At 36.5% G+C, this 18,575-nt stretch carries 15 protein-coding genes, 9 tRNA genes and 2 rRNA genes (1 of these 26 only partly in view); 21 read left to right on the top strand and 5 right to left on the bottom strand.

What is annotated here, in order from left to right; translation table 11 throughout:
* The 18 genes from M1D73_RS00885 to glmS form a co-directional block, all read left to right on the top strand.
* Window positions 1–200, top strand: a 23S ribosomal RNA gene (locus M1D73_RS00885); it begins 2,722 nt to the left of the window's first position.
* A 91-nt stretch (window positions 201–291) separates the two neighbouring features.
* Window positions 292–407: ribosomal RNA gene (gene rrf, locus M1D73_RS00890) — 5S ribosomal RNA — on the top strand.
* Between the two features lie 9 nt (window positions 408–416).
* Window positions 417–491 (top strand) — tRNA-Asn (locus tag M1D73_RS00895).
* Between the two features lie 4 nt (window positions 492–495).
* Window positions 496–568, top strand: a tRNA-Thr gene (locus M1D73_RS00900).
* Between the two features lie 24 nt (window positions 569–592).
* Window positions 593–667 (top strand) — tRNA-Glu (locus M1D73_RS00905).
* Between the two features lie 5 nt (window positions 668–672).
* A tRNA-Val gene (locus tag M1D73_RS00910) sits at window positions 673–748 on the top strand.
* A gap of 17 nt (window positions 749–765) precedes the next feature.
* A tRNA-Tyr gene (locus tag M1D73_RS00915) sits at window positions 766–849 on the top strand.
* Window positions 850–914: 65 nt separating this feature from the next.
* Window positions 915–989 (top strand) — tRNA-Gln (locus M1D73_RS00920).
* Window positions 990–994: 5 nt separating this feature from the next.
* Window positions 995–1,067, top strand: a tRNA-Lys gene (locus M1D73_RS00925).
* 8 nt (window positions 1,068–1,075) lie between these two features.
* A tRNA-Gly gene (locus M1D73_RS00930) sits at window positions 1,076–1,147 on the top strand.
* A 10-nt stretch (window positions 1,148–1,157) separates the two neighbouring features.
* Window positions 1,158–1,230, top strand: a tRNA-Ala gene (locus M1D73_RS00935).
* A gap of 117 nt (window positions 1,231–1,347) precedes the next feature.
* Entirely contained in the window at window positions 1,348–2,493 is a 1,146-nt protein-coding gene (locus tag M1D73_RS00940) for a glycerate kinase (RefSeq protein ID WP_000864411.1), read from the top strand.
* Window positions 2,494–2,703: 210 nt separating this feature from the next.
* Window positions 2,704–3,597 carry an arginase gene (rocF, locus tag M1D73_RS00945; RefSeq protein ID WP_000711563.1) on the top strand — a complete coding sequence of 298 codons (894 nt, stop codon included), beginning with the start codon at window positions 2,704–2,706 and terminating at the stop codon, window positions 3,595–3,597.
* Window positions 3,598–3,845: 248 nt separating this feature from the next.
* Window positions 3,846–4,667: a diadenylate cyclase CdaA gene (gene cdaA / locus M1D73_RS00950; RefSeq protein ID WP_001115697.1), complete on the top strand. Its 822-nt coding sequence runs from the start codon at window positions 3,846–3,848 to the stop codon at window positions 4,665–4,667.
* Window positions 4,660–6,141, top strand: coding sequence for a CdaR family protein (locus M1D73_RS00955; protein WP_000359601.1), 1,482 nt, complete (start codon window positions 4,660–4,662; stop codon window positions 6,139–6,141). Before cdaA ends, M1D73_RS00955 begins: the two co-directional genes overlap by 8 nt.
* Window positions 6,134–7,480: a phosphoglucosamine mutase gene (gene glmM / locus M1D73_RS00960; protein ID WP_000521476.1), complete on the top strand. Its 1,347-nt coding sequence runs from the start codon at window positions 6,134–6,136 to the stop codon at window positions 7,478–7,480. The genes M1D73_RS00955 and glmM overlap by 8 nt, the downstream gene beginning before the upstream one ends.
* A gap of 288 nt (window positions 7,481–7,768) precedes the next feature.
* The gene (locus M1D73_RS00965) at window positions 7,769–7,954 is read left to right on the top strand and encodes a hypothetical protein (RefSeq protein WP_001206405.1); all 186 of its coding nucleotides are present in this window, start codon (window positions 7,769–7,771) and stop codon (window positions 7,952–7,954) included.
* Between the two features lie 12 nt (window positions 7,955–7,966).
* Window positions 7,967–9,769 (top strand): glutamine--fructose-6-phosphate transaminase (isomerizing), encoded by a 1,803-nt coding sequence (gene glmS / locus M1D73_RS00970; RefSeq protein ID WP_000334163.1) that lies wholly within the window; start codon window positions 7,967–7,969, stop codon window positions 9,767–9,769.
* A gap of 97 nt (window positions 9,770–9,866) precedes the next feature.
* On the opposite strand, the gene M1D73_RS00975 is transcribed toward glmS, so the two are convergent.
* Window positions 9,867–10,994 carry a DUF3994 domain-containing protein gene (locus M1D73_RS00975; RefSeq protein ID WP_079998760.1) on the bottom strand — a complete coding sequence of 376 codons (1,128 nt, stop codon included), beginning with the start codon at window positions 10,992–10,994 and terminating at the stop codon, window positions 9,867–9,869.
* A 587-nt stretch (window positions 10,995–11,581) separates the two neighbouring features.
* On the opposite strand from M1D73_RS00975, the gene M1D73_RS00980 reads away from it, so the two are divergent.
* Complete coding sequence (locus M1D73_RS00980) at window positions 11,582–13,546, top strand: S9 family peptidase (RefSeq protein WP_121868636.1); 1,965 nt, start codon at window positions 11,582–11,584, stop codon at window positions 13,544–13,546.
* 107 nt (window positions 13,547–13,653) lie between these two features.
* Window positions 13,654–14,220, top strand: a complete 567-nt coding sequence (locus tag M1D73_RS00985; RefSeq protein WP_000147392.1) for a DUF4256 domain-containing protein — start codon at window positions 13,654–13,656, stop codon at window positions 14,218–14,220.
* A gap of 72 nt (window positions 14,221–14,292) precedes the next feature.
* Here M1D73_RS00985 and M1D73_RS00990 read toward each other — a convergent pair whose 3' ends face one another.
* Window positions 14,293–14,799, bottom strand: a complete 507-nt coding sequence (locus tag M1D73_RS00990) for a DoxX family membrane protein (protein WP_000236367.1) — start codon at window positions 14,797–14,799, stop codon at window positions 14,293–14,295.
* A gap of 392 nt (window positions 14,800–15,191) precedes the next feature.
* On the opposite strand from M1D73_RS00990, the gene M1D73_RS00995 reads away from it, so the two are divergent.
* The gene (locus tag M1D73_RS00995; RefSeq protein WP_033665755.1) at window positions 15,192–15,968 is read left to right on the top strand and encodes an SDR family oxidoreductase; all 777 of its coding nucleotides are present in this window, start codon (window positions 15,192–15,194) and stop codon (window positions 15,966–15,968) included.
* Between the two features lie 38 nt (window positions 15,969–16,006).
* On the opposite strand, the gene M1D73_RS01000 is transcribed toward M1D73_RS00995, so the two are convergent.
* Genes M1D73_RS01000 through M1D73_RS01010 form a run of 3 tightly spaced genes read right to left on the bottom strand, consistent with a single transcriptional unit; the run spans window position 16,007 to window position 18,515 of the window.
* A complete protein-coding gene (locus tag M1D73_RS01000; RefSeq protein WP_000527136.1) occupies window positions 16,007–16,675 on the bottom strand; it encodes a methionine ABC transporter permease in 669 nt (222 codons plus the stop codon).
* Complete coding sequence (locus M1D73_RS01005; RefSeq protein ID WP_000571311.1) at window positions 16,650–17,690, bottom strand: methionine ABC transporter ATP-binding protein; 1,041 nt, start codon at window positions 17,688–17,690, stop codon at window positions 16,650–16,652. Before M1D73_RS01005 ends, M1D73_RS01000 begins: the two co-directional genes overlap by 26 nt.
* 12 nt (window positions 17,691–17,702) lie before the next feature.
* Window positions 17,703–18,515: a MetQ/NlpA family ABC transporter substrate-binding protein gene (locus M1D73_RS01010; RefSeq protein ID WP_000756994.1), complete on the bottom strand. Its 813-nt coding sequence runs from the start codon at window positions 18,513–18,515 to the stop codon at window positions 17,703–17,705.
* Window positions 18,516–18,575 lie beyond the last annotated feature (60 nt).

Here is an 18,575-nt window from a genome sequence, read left to right on the forward strand (position 1 = left end):
CTGCCAAGGGCATAGCTGGGTAGCTATGTGCGGAAGGGATAAGTGCTGAAAGCATCTAAGCATGAAGCCCCCCTCAAGATGAGATTTCCCATAGCGTAAGCTAGTAAGATCCCTGAAAGATGATCAGGTTGATAGGTTCGAGGTGGAAGCATGGTGACATGTGGAGCTGACGAATACTAATAGATTGAGGACTTAACCATATAATATGTAGCAAATGTTATCTAGTTTTGAAGGAATATATATTAAAATTTCTTCTTGACATTTCGAAAGAAATGTTTATAATGATAAAAGTCTGGTAATGATGGCAGAGAGGTCACACCCGTTCCCATACCGAACACGGAAGTTAAGCTCTCTAGCGCCGATGGTAGTTGGGACCTTGTCCCTGTGAGAGTAGGACGTTGCCAGGCTAATATTATTCCGCAGTAGCTCAGTGGTAGAGCTATCGGCTGTTAACCGATCGGTCGTAGGTTCGAGTCCTACCTGCGGAGCCATTATGCTTCCATAGCTCAGCTGGTAGAGCACTTCCATGGTAAGGAAGAGGTCACCGGTTCAAGCCCGGTTGGAAGCTTGGGAATAGGTTTAAAACTTTTTTGGCCCGTTGGTCAAGTGGTTAAGACACCGCCCTTTCACGGCGGTAACACGGGTTCGAATCCCGTACGGGTCACCACTTTTGGAGGATTAGCTCAGCTGGGAGAGCACCTGCCTTACAAGCAGGGGGTCGGCGGTTCGATCCCGTCATCCTCCACCATATATATTTAAAATGTCGGAGGGGTAGCGAAGTGGCTAAACGCGGCGGACTGTAAATCCGCTCCTTCGGGTTCGGCAGTTCGAATCTGCCCCCCTCCACCATTTTCTTTAAAATAACCTGAGAGGGTTTATTTTTTTGAAAAGATAACCATACTAGTAAATATTAATGGGCTATAGCCAAGCGGTAAGGCAACGGACTTTGACTCCGTCATGCGCTGGTTCGAATCCAGCTAGCCCAGCCATTTACGAGCCATTAGCTCAGTTGGTAGAGCATCTGACTTTTAATCAGAGGGTCGAAGGTTCGAGTCCTTCATGGCTCATCATTTTTGCGGAAGTAGTTCAGTGGTAGAATACAACCTTGCCAAGGTTGGGGTCGCGGGTTCGAATCCCGTCTTCCGCTTAATTAATAAGGGGCCTTAGCTCAGCTGGGAGAGCGCCTGCCTTGCACGCAGGAGGTCAGCGGTTCGATCCCGCTAGGCTCCATCTAAATAAAAAAGCTTACATCATACGATGTAAGCTTTTTTTGTGTTTAAAAAGACAACTTTTATACTTGTCGTTTAAAATGAAGAAAACGTAAAAATAAGGGATGGGGAGATAATTGTGAAAGTTATTATTGCATCTGATTCATATAAAGAAAGCCTAAAAGCTATAGAAGTATGTGGAGCTATTGAAAGAGGTTTTAGAGCAATTTTTCCTAATGCAGAGTATGTGAAAATACCAATTGGAGATGGAGGAGAAGGGACGGTTGAATCACTTGTTGATGCTACAGGGGGGAGAATTATATCAATTAGTGTGACAGGACCGCTTAGAGAAGGTATACAAGCTTTTTATGGCATTTCTAAAGATAAAAAGACAGCGTTTATTGAAATGGCAGCAGCATCAGGATTACAGCACGTTCCAGTTGAAAAGCGCAACCCACTTATTACAACGACAAAAGGAACAGGAGAACTTATATTACATGCGCTAGATCAAGGAGTGGAGTACATAATTTTAGGACTTGGAGGAAGTGCTACAAATGATGGCGGGGCAGGTATGTTAGCGGCTTTAGGAGTAAGGTTTATAAATGGTAAGGGTGAAGTAATAGATCCATCTGGAGGCACATTACACTCGATTGTTACTATTGATTTTTCACGAATGGACCCACGCTTAAAGGGGGTAAAGATAGAAGCGGCATGTGATGTGGATAATCCATTAGTCGGAATGCAGGGAGCATCTTTCGTATTTGGGAGACAAAAGGGTGCAAATATAGAGATGATGAAAGAGCTAGATGAGAATTTACAACATTATGCGAATATGCTTAAACGATATGTATCTTTTGATGTATCTGAAATACCTGGTGCAGGGGCAGCGGGAGGAATGGGAGCGGCTGTTATTTCAGTGTTAAAGGGAGACTTGCGTAGGGGCATTGAAATTGTATTAGATTATACAAATTTCGATAAACATATAGAAGATGCACATCTTATTATAACTGGTGAAGGTAGAATAGATAAACAAACTGCATATGGAAAGGCTCCTGTGGGTGTTGCGGGGCGTGCAAAACGTTTTTCTGTGCCTGTAATTGCTATTGGAGGGTCTGTATCATCTGATTATTCAGCTGTGTACGAGAAAGGAATAGATGCGGTATTTAGTATCACAACGAAACCGATGACACTAGAAGAAGCATATAAAGTAGCAGAAGAAAATATTGAAATGACAACGAAGAATATTGCAACAGTATGGAAAATAGCATCAGAAAAACACTTCTAAATATAGGAGTGTTTTATTATTATTATTTAATAATAGTGATTGCGATTGTTTCATTAAGTTAACTTTATACATAGAATAGTCTTAAAATTTGGTTTTCAACGTGAATATAAGTGAATAAATTGTATATCCATACAGAAAAATGTCGAGTTGAGTCAGACTATATAAAAGATTTAAAATATTTAGTGAAGGCATAAAAGGGGGATACTATCTATGAAAAAAGAAATCTCAGTTATTGGAGTTCCAATGGATTTAGGACAGATGCGTCGTGGAGTTGATATGGGACCGAGCGCGATCCGTTATGCAGGGGTAATTGAAAGAATTGAAGAAATTGGATATGACGTTAAAGATATGGGAGATATATGTATAGAGAGAGAAAAAGAGATAGATGAAAATACAAAATTAAGAAACCTTACACAAGTTGCAACTGTATGTAATGAATTAGCAAGTAAGGTGGATCATATTATAGAAGAAGGTCGTTTTCCACTTGTATTAGGTGGTGACCATAGTATTGCTATCGGTACATTAGCTGGTGTAGCAAAACATTATAAAAACTTAGGCGTTATTTGGTATGATGCACACGGTGATTTAAATACAGAGGAAACTTCACCATCTGGAAATATTCATGGTATGTCACTTGCAGCAAGTTTAGGTTATGGACATTCTTCACTTGTAGATTTATACGGAGCATATCCAAAGGTGAAAAAAGAGAATGTCGTAATTATCGGTGCGCGTGCATTGGATGAAGGAGAAAAAGATTTCATTCGCAATGAAGGTATTAAAGTGTTCTCAATGCATGAAATTGATCGTATGGGGATGACGGCTGTGATGGAAGAAACAATCGCATATTTATCTCATACCGATGGTGTACACTTATCATTAGATTTAGATGGTCTTGATCCTCATGATGCACCAGGTGTTGGAACGCCTGTAATTGGCGGTCTATCTTATCGTGAAAGTCATTTGGCGATGGAAATGTTAGCAGAAGCTGATATTATCACATCTGCTGAATTTGTTGAGGTAAATACGATTTTAGATGAGAGAAATAGAACGGCAACAACAGCAGTTGCTTTAATGGGTTCTTTATTCGGTGAAAAACTAAAATAAATGTAAGAAAAGCAACTGAGAAGTTGCTTTTTTTATTTGAAAATAAGCGTATAATAATGATTTATATTATACTGTACAATAAAAATGTTTGACATCTTACCAATTTGAGCTAAAGGGGGTTGTTTGTAATTGTCGTTTGTTTCATGTATGGTATAATTAACTAGTTGTTGGAAATACATACAGATAGAGCATAAAACAATATTTCAATATATGGATAGAATTGCTCGTAAGTAGGAGGAAGGGATAGCATGCCTTTTGAAGATACGACCATTTTGAAATATCTTAGTACGGCATTAGATATTGCCATTGTATGGTTTATTATATATAAGCTAATTCTTATAATCCGAGGGACGAAAGCTGTTCAACTTTTAAAAGGGATTACAGTTATTATCGTAGTTAAGATGATCAGTATTTTCCTTGAATTGCGTACGCTATCTTGGCTAACTGAACAAGTATTAACGTGGGGATTTTTAGCCGTTATTATTATCTTTCAGCCAGAATTGCGAAGAGCACTTGAGCAGCTAGGGCGCGGGAGTTTATTTTCGCGTGTTGGAACGCATGAGGATGATGAACCTGAAATGGTTGCAACAGCGATAGCAAAAGCAACCGAATATATGGGGAAACGTAGAATTGGTGCATTAATTACTTTGTCAAAAGAGACCGGTATGGGTGATTATGTGGAAACGGGTATTCCGCTTAATGCAAACGTATCATCGGAATTACTTATTAATATTTTTATTCCAAATACACCTCTTCATGACGGAGCGGTAATTATGCAAGGAAGTACAATTAAAGCAGCAGCATGCTATCTTCCATTATCAGAAAGTCCGTTTATTTCTAAAGAATTAGGAACTAGACATCGTGCTGCAATGGGAGTTAGTGAAGTTACTGATAGTATTACAGTAGTTGTGTCTGAAGAAACTGGTCAAATTTCTTTAACGAAAAATGGTAAGTTGCATCGTGATTTGAAGACAGAACAGCTGAAAGATATGTTATTAGCTGAATTTAGTGGAAACGAAAAAACGACTTCTTCGTCTTTATGGAATTGGAGGAGAAAGCGTCATGGATAAGTTAATGGAGAATCATTGGTTTTTAAAAGGGATCTCATTACTATTGGCGTGTATGCTTTTTATGTCAGCGACGTTAACTGAAAAAAATACGACATCAGGTATATTACCTTTTGCAAATGATACGAAAGAAACATTAACTAATTATGCTATTAATCTTAAGTATGATGAGGAGAAATATATTGTAAGTGGTATTCCGGCAGAGGGCGTTAAAGTAAAATTAGAAGGCCCAAAAGCATCAGTTGCTACAGCAAAAGCAAAAAAACAATTTGACATACCGGTTGATTTGCGAGATAGTCCAAAAGGAACTTATGAGATTTCTTTAAAAACGAACGGGCTTCCAGATGATGTGAAAGGAACAGTTCAGCCATCAACAATTAAAGTTACTCTTCATGAAAAGGCGAGAAAATATGTTCATGTAGATCTGAAATTATCAAATGAGGATCAGATGCCAGCGGGGGCTACTCTAGAAAAATCAAGCCTTAAACCGGATACTGTTGAGGTAGTTGGGACGAAAGAAGAAATTGAAAGCATTTCCTCTGCCAAAGCGTATGTTGATTTAAAAGGTGTTAATAAAACTGTTACAAAAACGCCCGAAGTTACATTATACAATAAAGAAGGAAAACGTTTAAATGTAAGAACAAGTCCATCTAAGATTAGTGTAACGTTGAATGTGGCAACGCAAACTACAGCCAATAATACTGAAAAAACTGTTCCTGTAACGTATACGAAGAAGGGGAGTTTAGCAGAAGGATTGGCGGTTACAAATATCAGTGTTGAACCGAGAGAAGTAACGATAGCTGGTCCAAAAGATATTTTGGATAATATACAATCGCTAGAGGGGGTCGAAGTAGATCTTAGTCAATTGACAGAGTCTACAACATTCGATGCCTCTGTTTTATTACCCAAGGGTGTAACAAGTGCAAAACCGAATCAAGTGAAGGTTTCGGTGGGAGTGCAAAAAACAAAACAAACGAAAACAAAAACGATTGATGGTATCCCAATCCAGAAAAATGGACTGTCTAAAGATGTTACTGCTCAGCTACTTTCGCCGCAAGATGGAAAGATAAGTGTTGATATTTCAGGAGAAGCAAGTATAGTAGATAAAATAACAGCTGCTCAAATAACAGCGGTAATTAATCTGCAAAATGTATCCTCAGGGACGAAAGATATTTCCATTCAAGTGAGCGGTCCTGGTAATATTTCAATAGAGCCAAAACAAAAAAGTGCTAAAGTTACTATTGTGAAGAAAGAAAAACCAGATAAAGAAGTACAGGGTAATGGTCAACAACCGGATTCAAATACGGATCAAGAAAATCAAAATGAGAAACCAAAAAATCCTGAACCTGATTCAGAAAAAGAACAGGAAAAGAATCAAAACCAAAATCAAAATCAAGATAAAGATAAAGAAACGAGTCAAGAACCAACAGTAGATAATCAAAAAGAGCAAGAAAAAGGAGCGAATCATAATGGGTAAATATTTTGGTACAGATGGAGTACGCGGAGTTGCAAATAAGGAGTTAACACCTGAATTAGCTTTCAAAATTGGACGTTTTGGTGGTTATGTATTAACAAAAGATACAGATCGTCCAAAAGTAATTATCGGTCGTGATACACGTGTATCTGGTCATATGTTAGAAGGAGCTTTAGTAGCAGGTCTATTATCAACTGGAGCAGAAGTAATGCGCCTTGGCGTTATTTCTACACCGGGCGTTGCTTATTTAACAAAAGCACTAGATGCACAAGCGGGTGTTATGATTTCTGCATCTCATAATCCAGTACAAGATAACGGTATTAAATTCTTTGGTTCAGACGGCTTTAAATTAACAGATGAGCAAGAAGCTGAGATTGAAGCTTTATTAGACAAAGAAGTTGATGAACTACCACGTCCGACAGGTACTAATCTTGGACAAGTGAGCGATTACTTTGAAGGTGGACAAAAATATTTACAGTACATTAAACAAACTGTTGAAGAAGATTTCTCTGGCCTACATATCGCTTTAGATTGTGCACATGGTGCAACTTCTTCTCTAGCTCCATACTTATTTGCAGACCTAGAAGCTGATATTTCAACAATGGGAACTTCTCCAAACGGTATGAATATTAATGAGGGTGTAGGATCTACACATCCAGAAGGCTTAGCTGAATTGGTAAAAGAAAAAGGTGCGGATATCGGACTTGCTTTTGATGGCGATGGCGACCGTTTAATTGCTGTAGACGAAAAAGGAAACATCGTTGACGGTGATCAAATTATGTTCATTTGTGCGAAATATATGAAAGAAACTGGTCAATTAAAACATAATACAGTTGTTTCAACTGTTATGAGTAACTTAGGTTTTTACAAGGCACTTGAAGCAAATAATATTACAAGTGATAAAACAGCAGTTGGTGACCGCTACGTAATGGAAGAAATGAAGCGTGGGGGTTACAACCTAGGTGGAGAACAATCAGGCCATATTATCTTACTTGATTACATTACAACTGGTGATGGAATGTTAAGTGCACTTCAACTTGTAAACATCATGAAAATGACGAAAAAGCCATTATCTGAGCTTGCAGGAGAAATGACGAAATTCCCACAATTGTTAGTAAACGTTCGTGTAACAGATAAAAAATTAGCATTAGAAAATGAAAAAATTAAAGAAATTATTCGTGTTGTAGAGGAAGAAATGAACGGTGATGGCCGTATTCTTGTTCGTCCATCTGGAACAGAGCCACTTATTCGTGTAATGGCAGAAGCACCAACACAAGAAGTTTGTGATGCATATGTACATCGCATTGTAGAAGTTGTGAAAGCCGAAGTTGGCGCTGAATAATTAGCTGAATTTATATGAAAAAGGAGCACAAAAAGTGCTCCTTTTTCATATGTTTTATAGACGATGAAAAAAATTTCATTGACGGTTTATCCATGTTTGTTATAAGATGGTCTTGTTCTTTTTCTCAAAGGAAATATTGTAAATTATAAAAGCGCCAGAACTACAAATAGTGTAGTTGACGAGGTGGGGTTTATCGAGATTTCGGCGGATGACTCCCGGTTGTTCATCACAACCGCAAGCTTTTACTTAAATCATTAAGGTGACTTAGTGGACAAAGGTGAAAGTGTGATGAGAGAAGAGGAACGGATGAAAACTAGCTGTATAAGTATATACGGACTTAAACCCAATCGAGAGGAAGGTGAAAGCCGTTACAAGCTTACAGGGCTAGCAATATGTAATCCGTTTTTTAGTATAAATAAAAATGGTATCGGACTATGTCGTTACATGTTCGCAGAGCAGTGTAAGCATTTGTAACGGCGACTAAACATGTGTGGAATCGTAGGATTTATTGGAGAGCAAGATGCAAAGGAAATTTTATTAAAAGGTTTAGAAAAGCTAGAATATCGTGGATATGATTCAGCAGGTATTGCAGTACAAGCAGAGAACGGTGTTGTTGTATACAAAGAAAAAGGCCGTATCGCAAAACTTCGTGAAATCGTAGATGAGAACGTAGCAGCAAGCGTGGGTATCGGACACACACGCTGGGCTACACACGGTGTTCCAAGTAAAGTAAACGCGCATCCGCATCAAAGTACATCAAAACGCTTTACATTAGTTCATAACGGTGTAATTGAAAACTATGAATTAGTGAAAAAGGAATATTTACAAGATGTAACGTTCGTAAGTGAAACAGATACAGAGGTTATCGTACAGCTTATGGAACAACAAGTGAGCACAGGATTAAGTGTAGAAGAAGCGTTCCGTAATACGCTATCTCTTTTACATGGCTCTTATGCAATCGGATTACTTGATGCTGAAAATCCAAACATGATTTATGTTGCTAAAAACAAAAGCCCGCTATTAGTAGGTGTTGGTGACAACTTTAATGTTGTGGCAAGCGACGCTATGGCGATGTTACAAGTTACAGATCAATTTATTGAGCTAATGGATAAAGAAATCGTAATCGTAACGAAAGAAAGTATTACAATTAAAAACTTACAAGGTGAAACGATTGAACGTGCACCGTTTACAGCGGAATTAGACGCAAGTGATATTGAAAAGGGAACATATCCTCATTTCATGCTTAAAGAAATCGATGAGCAACCACTTGTAATCCGTAATATAATTCAAAAGTATCAAGATGAAAATGGCGAAATTGAATTAAATCAAGACATCCGCAATGCGATTTTAGATAGCGATCGTATTTACATCATTGCATGTGGAACGAGTTATCATGCAGGTCTTGTTGGAAAACAATTTATCGAGAAGTTTGCAAAAATGCCAGTTGAAGTACACGTGGCAAGTGAATTCTCTTACAACATGCCATTATTAACAGAAAGACCATTCTTCATTTATATTTCACAAAGTGGTGAAACAGCTGATAGCCGTGCAGTACTTGTGCAAACAAATGAAATGGGTCATAAAGCATTAACAATTACAAACGTGCCTGGTTCTACGCTTTCTCGTGAAGCTGATTATACACTTCCGTTATACGCTGGACCAGAAATTGCAGTTGCATCAACGAAAGCTTACACAGCACAGCTTGCAGTACTTTCAATTTTAGCAGCTGATATTGCTAAAGCAAAAGGTGAAGTTCTTGATTTCGATTTAACACACGAACTAGGACTTGTAGCAAATGCAATGATAGAACTTTGTGATCAAAAAGAAGAAATGGACGCATTAGCAAAACAATTTTTAGCGACAACGCGTAACTGTTTCTTCATCGGACGTAGCGTAGACTTCTACGTAGGATTAGAAGGTGCGTTAAAACTAAAAGAAATCTCTTACATCCAAGCAGAAGGATTCGCTGGAGGAGAGTTAAAACACGGTACAATCGCTTTAATCGAAAATGGTACACCAGTTATCGCACTTGCTACACAAGAGCACGTAAACCTTGGAATTCGCGGCAACGTGAAAGAGGTAGTAGCACGCGGAGCTAACCCATGTATCATCTCAATGAAAGGCTTAGAAATGGAAGGAGACAGCTTCGTATTACCAGCTGTACACGAAGCGCTAGCACCGCTAGTAGCAGTTATTCCATTACAACTTATCTCATACTACGCAGCACTTCACCGCGAGTGTGACGTTGATAAGCCACGTAACTTAGCTAAGTCTGTTACTGTTGAGTAGGAGATTGGTAGGTTAATAAGTATAGTTATACGTTTGAAATAAATTAAAACTAAGAAAAAACTCTGTAAAAATTATTTTACAGAGTTTTTTTAGTTATTTATTGTTTTACATAACAAATTGTTACTTGTTCGTCTATGTGGAAAATCTGTAACGCTTTACCATCTAAATTTTTAACCTCATATGATGAATAAATAGGTCTTTCCAATTTCACTTCTTGACCATTTTGAGTTCCTTTTTCCACCATTAGCGTTAACTGATGGGAAGAAACGTCTGCTTGGTATGTTCCTGTTAAGTAATTATCTTTATTTGGATAAGAACCATTTGCATATGTTTCAAATGTCTTATCTGCTTTTAGGACTAACGTAGTTTTGACTCCGTCTCCGTAATCAATACCCCAATTACCTACAAGCTCTGTACCGTCTTTATAGTTGTTCTGTACATTCTTAAACTTAGCGGAATCCTCGTCTGGTGTATCAATTTTTCCTTTGAATATACCAGTTTTATCTTGGGTACTGTATGTTTTAACTGTATTACCACTAGATAAACTCGGTGAGTTAGAAGAACTAGTACCACTTGTTGGAGAAGTAGTTGTTGAACCACCCTTAGCTTCCGCTTTTAACTTATTAAATACAGGTTTCCAAATGCGTTTTGCTTCATCTAATTTATTGTTTGCTTTATCTATGATTGCATCATCCGTATCTTTAAGTGTTTTAGAGTAATCAAATAACTTCGATACTTCTTTGAAAGATTCTTTTAACTTTTGAACAGCTTTTACAATTTCCTTATGATCTTCCTTGTATTTTCCTGGTGCATCTATACGCTCTATTTTATTAAATACTTTATCTAAGTCTTTAATACTATCTCGTACCTCTTCATTTGACTTACTTCCCTTTTTATTATCCCTCACAGAAGCATCATAGTAATCTAGACGTCTTAATAAGTCTTCTTCAATGTCTACCATAAGTTGTGGGTAATCCTCAGGCAAAACCATAATCATCTTAACATCTTTACTTTCTTCTTTTGAGTTAGTTGATTTTTCCTTTGTTTCAGATGATTTACCTTCTGTCTTAGTTTCTTTACTTTCTTGTTTACCAGATTCAGCATTTGTTTTTTCTTTTTCTCCAAATAAATTTGTTACACTACAAGCTGACATAGAAACTACTAATCCAGATGCTAGTAAAATTTTACCTGTACTCTTTTTGAAATTCTTCATATGATTTTTCAATTCTCCCTTTCAAAACATAAAATAGATGTGCTTTAGCCCCTTTAAAACTAAAAAACATACCCCTTCTATATTTATTTTATAATACCTTTCTATGTATAATATTTTACAATTAATTACAGATACGGTCAAAATTTATCTTAGTTTAACGATGTTCACAAAAAAGATGCGAAGCTTTATTCCTTCAAGTAAAGATTCTAAGTGAGTTTTGATTAAAATTTTTTTATAAAAATCTCATACTTAGTTAAAAAGAGTGATTCTATTTTGATCAATCGTTTTTTCAAAATGAATTTTTTTGTTGTTAAATAAAGATTTGTGACTTCATTTTTATCAAATTTTATTCCAAACCAATATATAGTTATAGCTTTAAAATAAATTTACAAATTTGTATCTAAAAGGGGTGTTTTTGTGTCGAAAAAGAACATCTAGAATTGGTAAGTGGATAGAACTCCATAAATTAAAGTTTTACTTTATCGACTTCACTTTTATTTATCTGAATTTTCCGTTATCATTTTAAGTATTCGTGAACAATTTCCTTTATTACGGCAAAAAGAGACGAGAGATTTATGGACATTTCAAGGGGGATATTGATGAAAGTGAATGAAAAAACATATCTAAGTATAGAAGAGATTATTTCATTGCCAACCGTATCAAGTACAAACATAAGTGATGATGGTAAAAACGTAGCATTTGTTAAGAAGACGGCTGATTGGAAAGACAATACATATAGGAATCATGTATGGATATATGAAAAAGATAAGAAGCAGAGTTACCCATTATCAAATGGTGATATAGATAGTACACACCCATTATGGTCTCCAGATGCTAGGTGTATCGCATATCTTAGTCCAGTTGGTGATGGGAAAAATCAGATATTTGTTAAGTCACTAGATGGTTATAGAGAGGTTCAAATTACCGATGAGAAAGAAGGAGTCAGTACATTCAAATGGGGTCCTACTGGCAAGGGTCTTTATTATGTTACGCAGTCAAAAGAATGTGAGGAGATAAAGAAACGTAAGGATCTATATGGAGATTTTCAACATATAGGTAAGGAACACCAGAATAATTGTTTATATTACATTGAAATAGAGAAGGTGATACAAAGTGATACAGATGAACACAAGAACAGAGTTGTTTATCAATTAACGGATGGTAAGGATTTTCATATCCATGAATTTGATATTTCAAATGATGGTAAAAAGGTTGTATTTATGGCGACACCAAGCTCAAATATGGCAGATTATATAAATGGAGATCTATACATACTCCATATTAAAGCTGGAGAGCTACAAAAGCTGAATGTGGATAAGTTGTTGGGAGGGAGTGTTTGCTTTTCTCCTGACGGCAGTGAAATATGTTACACAGCAAGCATAAGAGAGAAGGGTTACTATAGAAACCATATACAAGATAGTACGTTAGAGATATATGATATAAATACCGGAGAGCTAATTCAACCTTTAACAGATTTTGATAGTACGGTTATGCCATTACAGTGGACAGCTAAAGGGGTTTTAATTAGGTGGCAGAATAAAACGAATTATCTTATTGGATTGCTAGCCGAAGATGGCACTGTGGAAATATTAAGCGAAAAAGTAGATGGCTTTATAATGGATGCTTCTATAACAAAGGATGGCAAACATATATCCTACAATAAGGCTATAACAAATGAAACCTTTGAAATCTATTTAGACGATAAAAAAATAACGGATGAAAATAGCTTTTTCAAAGGGAAACTTAGAAGTAACAGGGAAATCATCTCATGGAAAAGTAGCGATGGTCTTGAAATAGAAGGTGTTTTATCAACGCCAGTAGAGTTGGACAATAATAAAAAATATCCTTTATTAGTAGTAATTCACGGCGGTCCGGCTTGGGCATCTTTTCCGATATTTTCAGACTGCTTCAATGAGAAATATCCGATTGAACAGTTTGTTGAAAAGGGCTTTATCGTTTTAGAACCAAATTACAGAGGAAGTTCAGGTTATGGTAATGAATTTTTAAAAGCTAACTATAGAAAACAGGGGATTGCTGACTACGATGATGTTATATCTGGAGTGGATGAACTAGTAGAAAAAGGGATGGTAGACAAGGATAGAGTAGGAGTTATGGGATGGAGCAACGGTGGATATGTATCAGCTTTCTGTTCTACGTTTAGTAGTCGGTTTAAAGCTATTTCAGTTGGCGGTGGAATAACTAACTGGAGTACCCATTATGTAAATACAGATATACCTTACTTTATTAGAAGGTATTTAGGAAATACTCCATGGAATGATCCAGAGATATATACGAAGACATCACCTATGACGTATATTAAATCAGCTTGTACGCCTACCTTAATTCAACATGGGGAAAAGGATGCAAGAATTCCAATTACAAATGCATATGATCTATATCAAGGATTAATGGATATGGAAGTTGATACAGAATTAATTATATTTAAAGGAATGGCATATAGTTCTGACCAACCAGGAGTTCATGTGGCTATTATGAAGCAGAACTTGATGTGGTTTTCACACTATATTCTTGGAGAGAGTATGGAGGGTTTTAGGACTTTGTAAGGGATGTTTGTACAAGACATAAGGTTGAAACGGTCTTCATATTGAGATGATTTATTATAAAATATATACTTAAACTACTATCAGTACATAAATCAGGGAGGACTAATATGACAGGAAATAAAAATGACTTACTAGTAGAAAAACGTGAAGAGTTATTGAAAGTATTGCAAGCTCGTTTTGAGAAAAACATGAACCGCCATGAAGGTCTTGAATGGGCTAAAGTTGAAGCGAAGCTGACTACTAATAATGAAAAAATGTGGTCACTTAACGAAATGGAAGTAACTGGTGGTGAACCGGATGTTATTGGTTATGATGAAGAAAAGGACGAATATACTTTCTATGATTGTTCAAAGGAGAGTCCTAAAGGCCGCAGAAGTCTTTGTTATGATCTTGAAGCGTTAGAATCAAGAAAAAAACATAAACCAGAAAATAACGTTATTGATGTTGCCAATGCTATGGGCATTGAATTATTAACGGAAGAACAGTATCGGGAATTGCAACAACTTGGCGATTTTGACATGAAATCATCAAGTTGGGTACAAACACCTTCAGATATTCGAGAACTTGGTGGTGCTTTATTTTGCGATTATCGCTTTGGACATGTTTTCGTGTACCATAATGGAGCAGACTCTTACTATGCTGCCAGAGGTTTTCGTGGCTCGTTAAAAGTTTAAATTAGGAGAAATAAGAAAAAGAGCCTATATTCAGGCTCTTTTTCTTATTTATATTTTAAAAGTAAACTGTTACTATGCAGTTTTACTTAATTTATATGTTCCGTGGTTGTTTTTACGGAAAAGTTTAGGGAAAACATAGCCATCTAATCCAATACGTCCAGCGTTCTGCCCTGCAACTAAAATGAACATAGTCAAAATAAGCAGGTTTGGGTTTACACTAACGGTTCCACTTAATAAAAATGAAAGATTCATTATGATTCCGAAAAATGCAGCTGTTTTTGTTAATCCGCCTAAAATTAAACCTAGACCTACTAAAATTTCTCCCCATTGAACTAAAAAGCTAAATAGGTCTGCGTTTGGAAGGACAAAATGTTGAAGAAAATCTGCCCACCAACTTTGTACTGCAGGGTGGTCACCTGATGCTTGAGCAATAGCACCCTTTAGAAAGCCACTTGCGTCAAAAGATTGTCCGAAGACTTTGCCTATCCCAGCAGCGAGCCATGTATACCCTATGTAAAGCCGTAAAAGTAATAATATGAAAGTAGCACGTTTATCAGTTCTTAAAAAATTGATAACCATTGAAATCCCTCCAATATTGTATTTACATGTTTATTATATATATATTGTGAATAAATTCACAATAGAGGAAATGTGAACGAATATATGTTTTGAGTAATTGTTTTATTTTTTGTAACATTTCATCTTTTTTGATAGACTAATAATAGAGATATATCAAAAGGAGACGAAGACTCAATATGTGGATGAACTTGTAATGATTAGAAACTAGATAGATGAATTTTGCTCTCATAAGCGAGGGTTTATTTAGTCATCTGTAAATCATTCAAGGAATGCATATTTGGATTGTACATCCCTTTTATAAGGATAGGTGCCTATTTTATGTATCTGTCTTTTTTGTGGGAAAGTTTATATCTCTTATATAAAATATGCGTCCTTTAAACTTGGAGGAGTATATGATGAACCAATTAAAAAATAAAGTAGCAGTTATTACAGGGGTAAGTCGTCTAGATGGTATAGGCGCAGCGGTTTGTAAAGAATTAGCTGAATCAGGATACGATATATTTTTTACGTATTGGACAGCTTACGATAAAGAGATGCCTTGGGGCGTTGATAAAAATGAACAAATACAATTAAAAGAAGAGTTACTAAAAAACGGTGTTAAAGTCTCAAGTATGGAGTTAGATTTAACTCAGAATGATGCACCGAAAGAGCTTATAAATAAAGTTACTGAACAATTAGGGTACCCTCATATATTAATTAATAATGCAGCATATTCTACGAATAATGATTTCTCTACGTTGACTGCTGAAGAATTAGATAAGCATTATATGGTGAATATTCGTGCGACTACATTGCTCAGTAGTCAATTTGCCCGAGGATTTGATAAAAAATCTGGTGGTAGAATTGTGAATATGACTTCGGGGCAATTTCAAGGTCCTATGGTAGAAGAACTAGCGTATGCAACAACGGAGGGAGCTATTGATGCTCTTACTAGTACGTTGTCAGCAGAGGTAGCTCATTTAGGAATAACAGTGAATGCAATTAATCCAGGACCAACTGATACAGGATGGATGACTGAAGAGATAAAACAAGGGTTAAAGCCGATGTTTCCTTTTGGCAGAATTGGTGAGCCAAAGGATGCAGCTAGACTCATTAAATTTTTAGTAAGTGAAGAAGCTGAGTGGATTACTGGGCAAGTTATTCATTCAGAAGGTGGATTTAAAAGATAAAAAAGAAGGTATCTCACCTTAGTGAGATACCTTCTTTTTTAATCTTTCTTCAACCTTCGTGCAATACCATTCCCTAAAGACTGTAATCCTTGAACGAGGATAATTAAAATAAAGACAGTTGCATACATTACTTCAGGTTCATAGCGTAAATGTCCGAAGCGATATGCTAAGTCCCCTAGCCCACCAGCGCCTACAAGACCAGCCATTGCTGTTGCGCCGATTAAGCCAATCGTTGCAATTGTTAATCCAAGTACAAGGGAGGGACGAGCTTCTTTCACCATAACGTGCCAAATAATTTTTATAGTAGAAACGCCCATCGCTTGATAGGCTTCAATAACGCCGCGATCTACTTCTAATAAAGCAGTTTCCATTAATCGTGCAATATAAGGGGCCGTGAATACGACAAGCGGTACGATTACGCCTTGTACACCAATGGAGGTTCCCATTAGAAACTTTGTAAAAGGTAAAATGAAGAATAATAGAATGATAAATGGAAGAGAGCGAATGATATTAATAATTGTATTAAGAATTGGGTAAATGATTTTATTTTCGTGCTGCCCACCAGGTCTTGTTAAAACAAGTGTGACACCAAGTGGTAGTGCAATAAGGATAGAGATGAATAGTGAAATAGATGTCATTTGAAATGTTTGAATGGTTGCTTCCCATATGACTTTACCCCATTCATCCAAAAAGGACTTGTTTCCCATAATCTGTTCTACCCCCTTCTACGATGATTCCTTGCTCTTGTAAAAATGATAAAGCGTGGTTGATTTCATTTTGTTCCCCTTGCATATGAATGACAAGTTTCCCGTATGCCTCATGTTTTAACTGTGTAATATTACCGGATAAAATATTTGGATACACTTGGAAACGTTTTGTAGCGATAGCTAACGCTGGTTCACCAGAAGAATTTCCTATAAATGAAAGTGTTACGATTTCTCCGGTTCTTTGTAGTTCTTTTTGTACTTCAGCTGGGATTTTTGCTGCAAATGCACTATTTACAAATTTCTTCGTTGTTACATGTTGTGGGTTTGTGAAGATCTCCTTCACAGTCCCGCTTTCAATTACTGCTCCATGTTCCATAACAGCAACTCGGTCGCATATACGTTGGATGACATTCATTTCATGTGTAATTAATAAAATTGTAATCCCGATTTCCTCATTAATCTTTAATAATAGGTCAAGAATAGAATCAGTTGTTTCTGGATCTAAAGCACTCGTTGCTTCGTCGCTTAATAACACTTCCGGTTCATGTGATAGTGCACGTGCAATGGCAACACGTTGTTTCTGGCCACCAGAAAGTTCACTCGGATAGGCATCTTTTCGATTAAAAAGATCGACAATACGTAAATACTTTTCTACCCTTTTTTCAATTTCTGCTTTTGGAATGCCAGCAAGCCGTAACGGTAATGCGATATTTTCATAAACGGTAACAGTTTTAAGTAAATTGAATCCTTGAAAGATCATTCCGATTTTTTGTCTCGCTTTTGCTAGTTCTTTTGTCGATAACGTTGTTAAGTCTTGTTCGTTTACAATGATATTTCCTGTCGTTGGTTTTTCTAATAAATTTACACATCGAATCAATGTACTTTTACCAGCGCCACTATACCCAATGATTCCAAATACCTCGCCTTTTTCTACTTTAAGGGAAGTAGACTTAAGAGCCTCAACATTCCCTTTTTTTGTTGTAAATACTTTGGATATGTTTTTTAATTCAATCATTATCGTCAGCTCCTACCAAGATGGTAAAACTGAACCATCAAATTTTTTCTCGATAAACTCTTTTACTTCTTTAGATTGATAAGCTTTCTTTAATTTATTTACAACGGCATCATCTTTATTTTCAGTACGAACAACAACCCAGTTCACATAGGGTGAATCTTTTCCTTCGCGGAAAATAGAATCTTTCGCTGGACTTAATTTTGCACCTAATGCAAAGTTTGTGTTAATTGCAGCTGCTTTCACTTCACTTAGTTGCGTTGGTAATTGAGATGCCTCTAATTCGACAATCTTTAATTTTTTTGGATTTTCAATTACATCTTTTGCAGTCGCTTTTTCTGTAGCCTTTGGATCAACTTTTAAAACCCCTGCTTTTTCAAATAATTTTAAAGCTCGAAGTTCATTCGTTGGGTCATTTGGTACAGCAATTGCATCGCCCTCTTTTAAGTCTTTTACATCTTTTATATCTTTAGAATATACACCCATAGGGAATGTTACTGTTGAAAATACTTCAGCTAATTTCATATTGCGTTCAGCTTTAAATACATCTAAATACGATTTCGTTTGGTAGCTATTTACATCAAGGCTTTTTTCATCTAATGATACGTTTGGCGCTACATAATCATTAAATACTTTTATATCAATTTCGAGGCCATCTTTTGCTGCAACTTCTTTTACCTTTTCAAAAATTTGTTCATGTGGTCCACCTGTTACACCGACAGTAATCTTTTTCTCGTCTAATTCTTTTACCTCTTTATCTGAACTCACACTACATGCGCCTAATAATAATACTGCTCCGCTTACAATGCTTAATAATACCTTTTTCATCTATAAATCCCCCTTCATATACGTTCCAAAATAAAAAGCACCTCCCAAAAAATAAGAGAG

This window comes from Bacillus sp. PK3-067 (assembly GCF_056738645.1).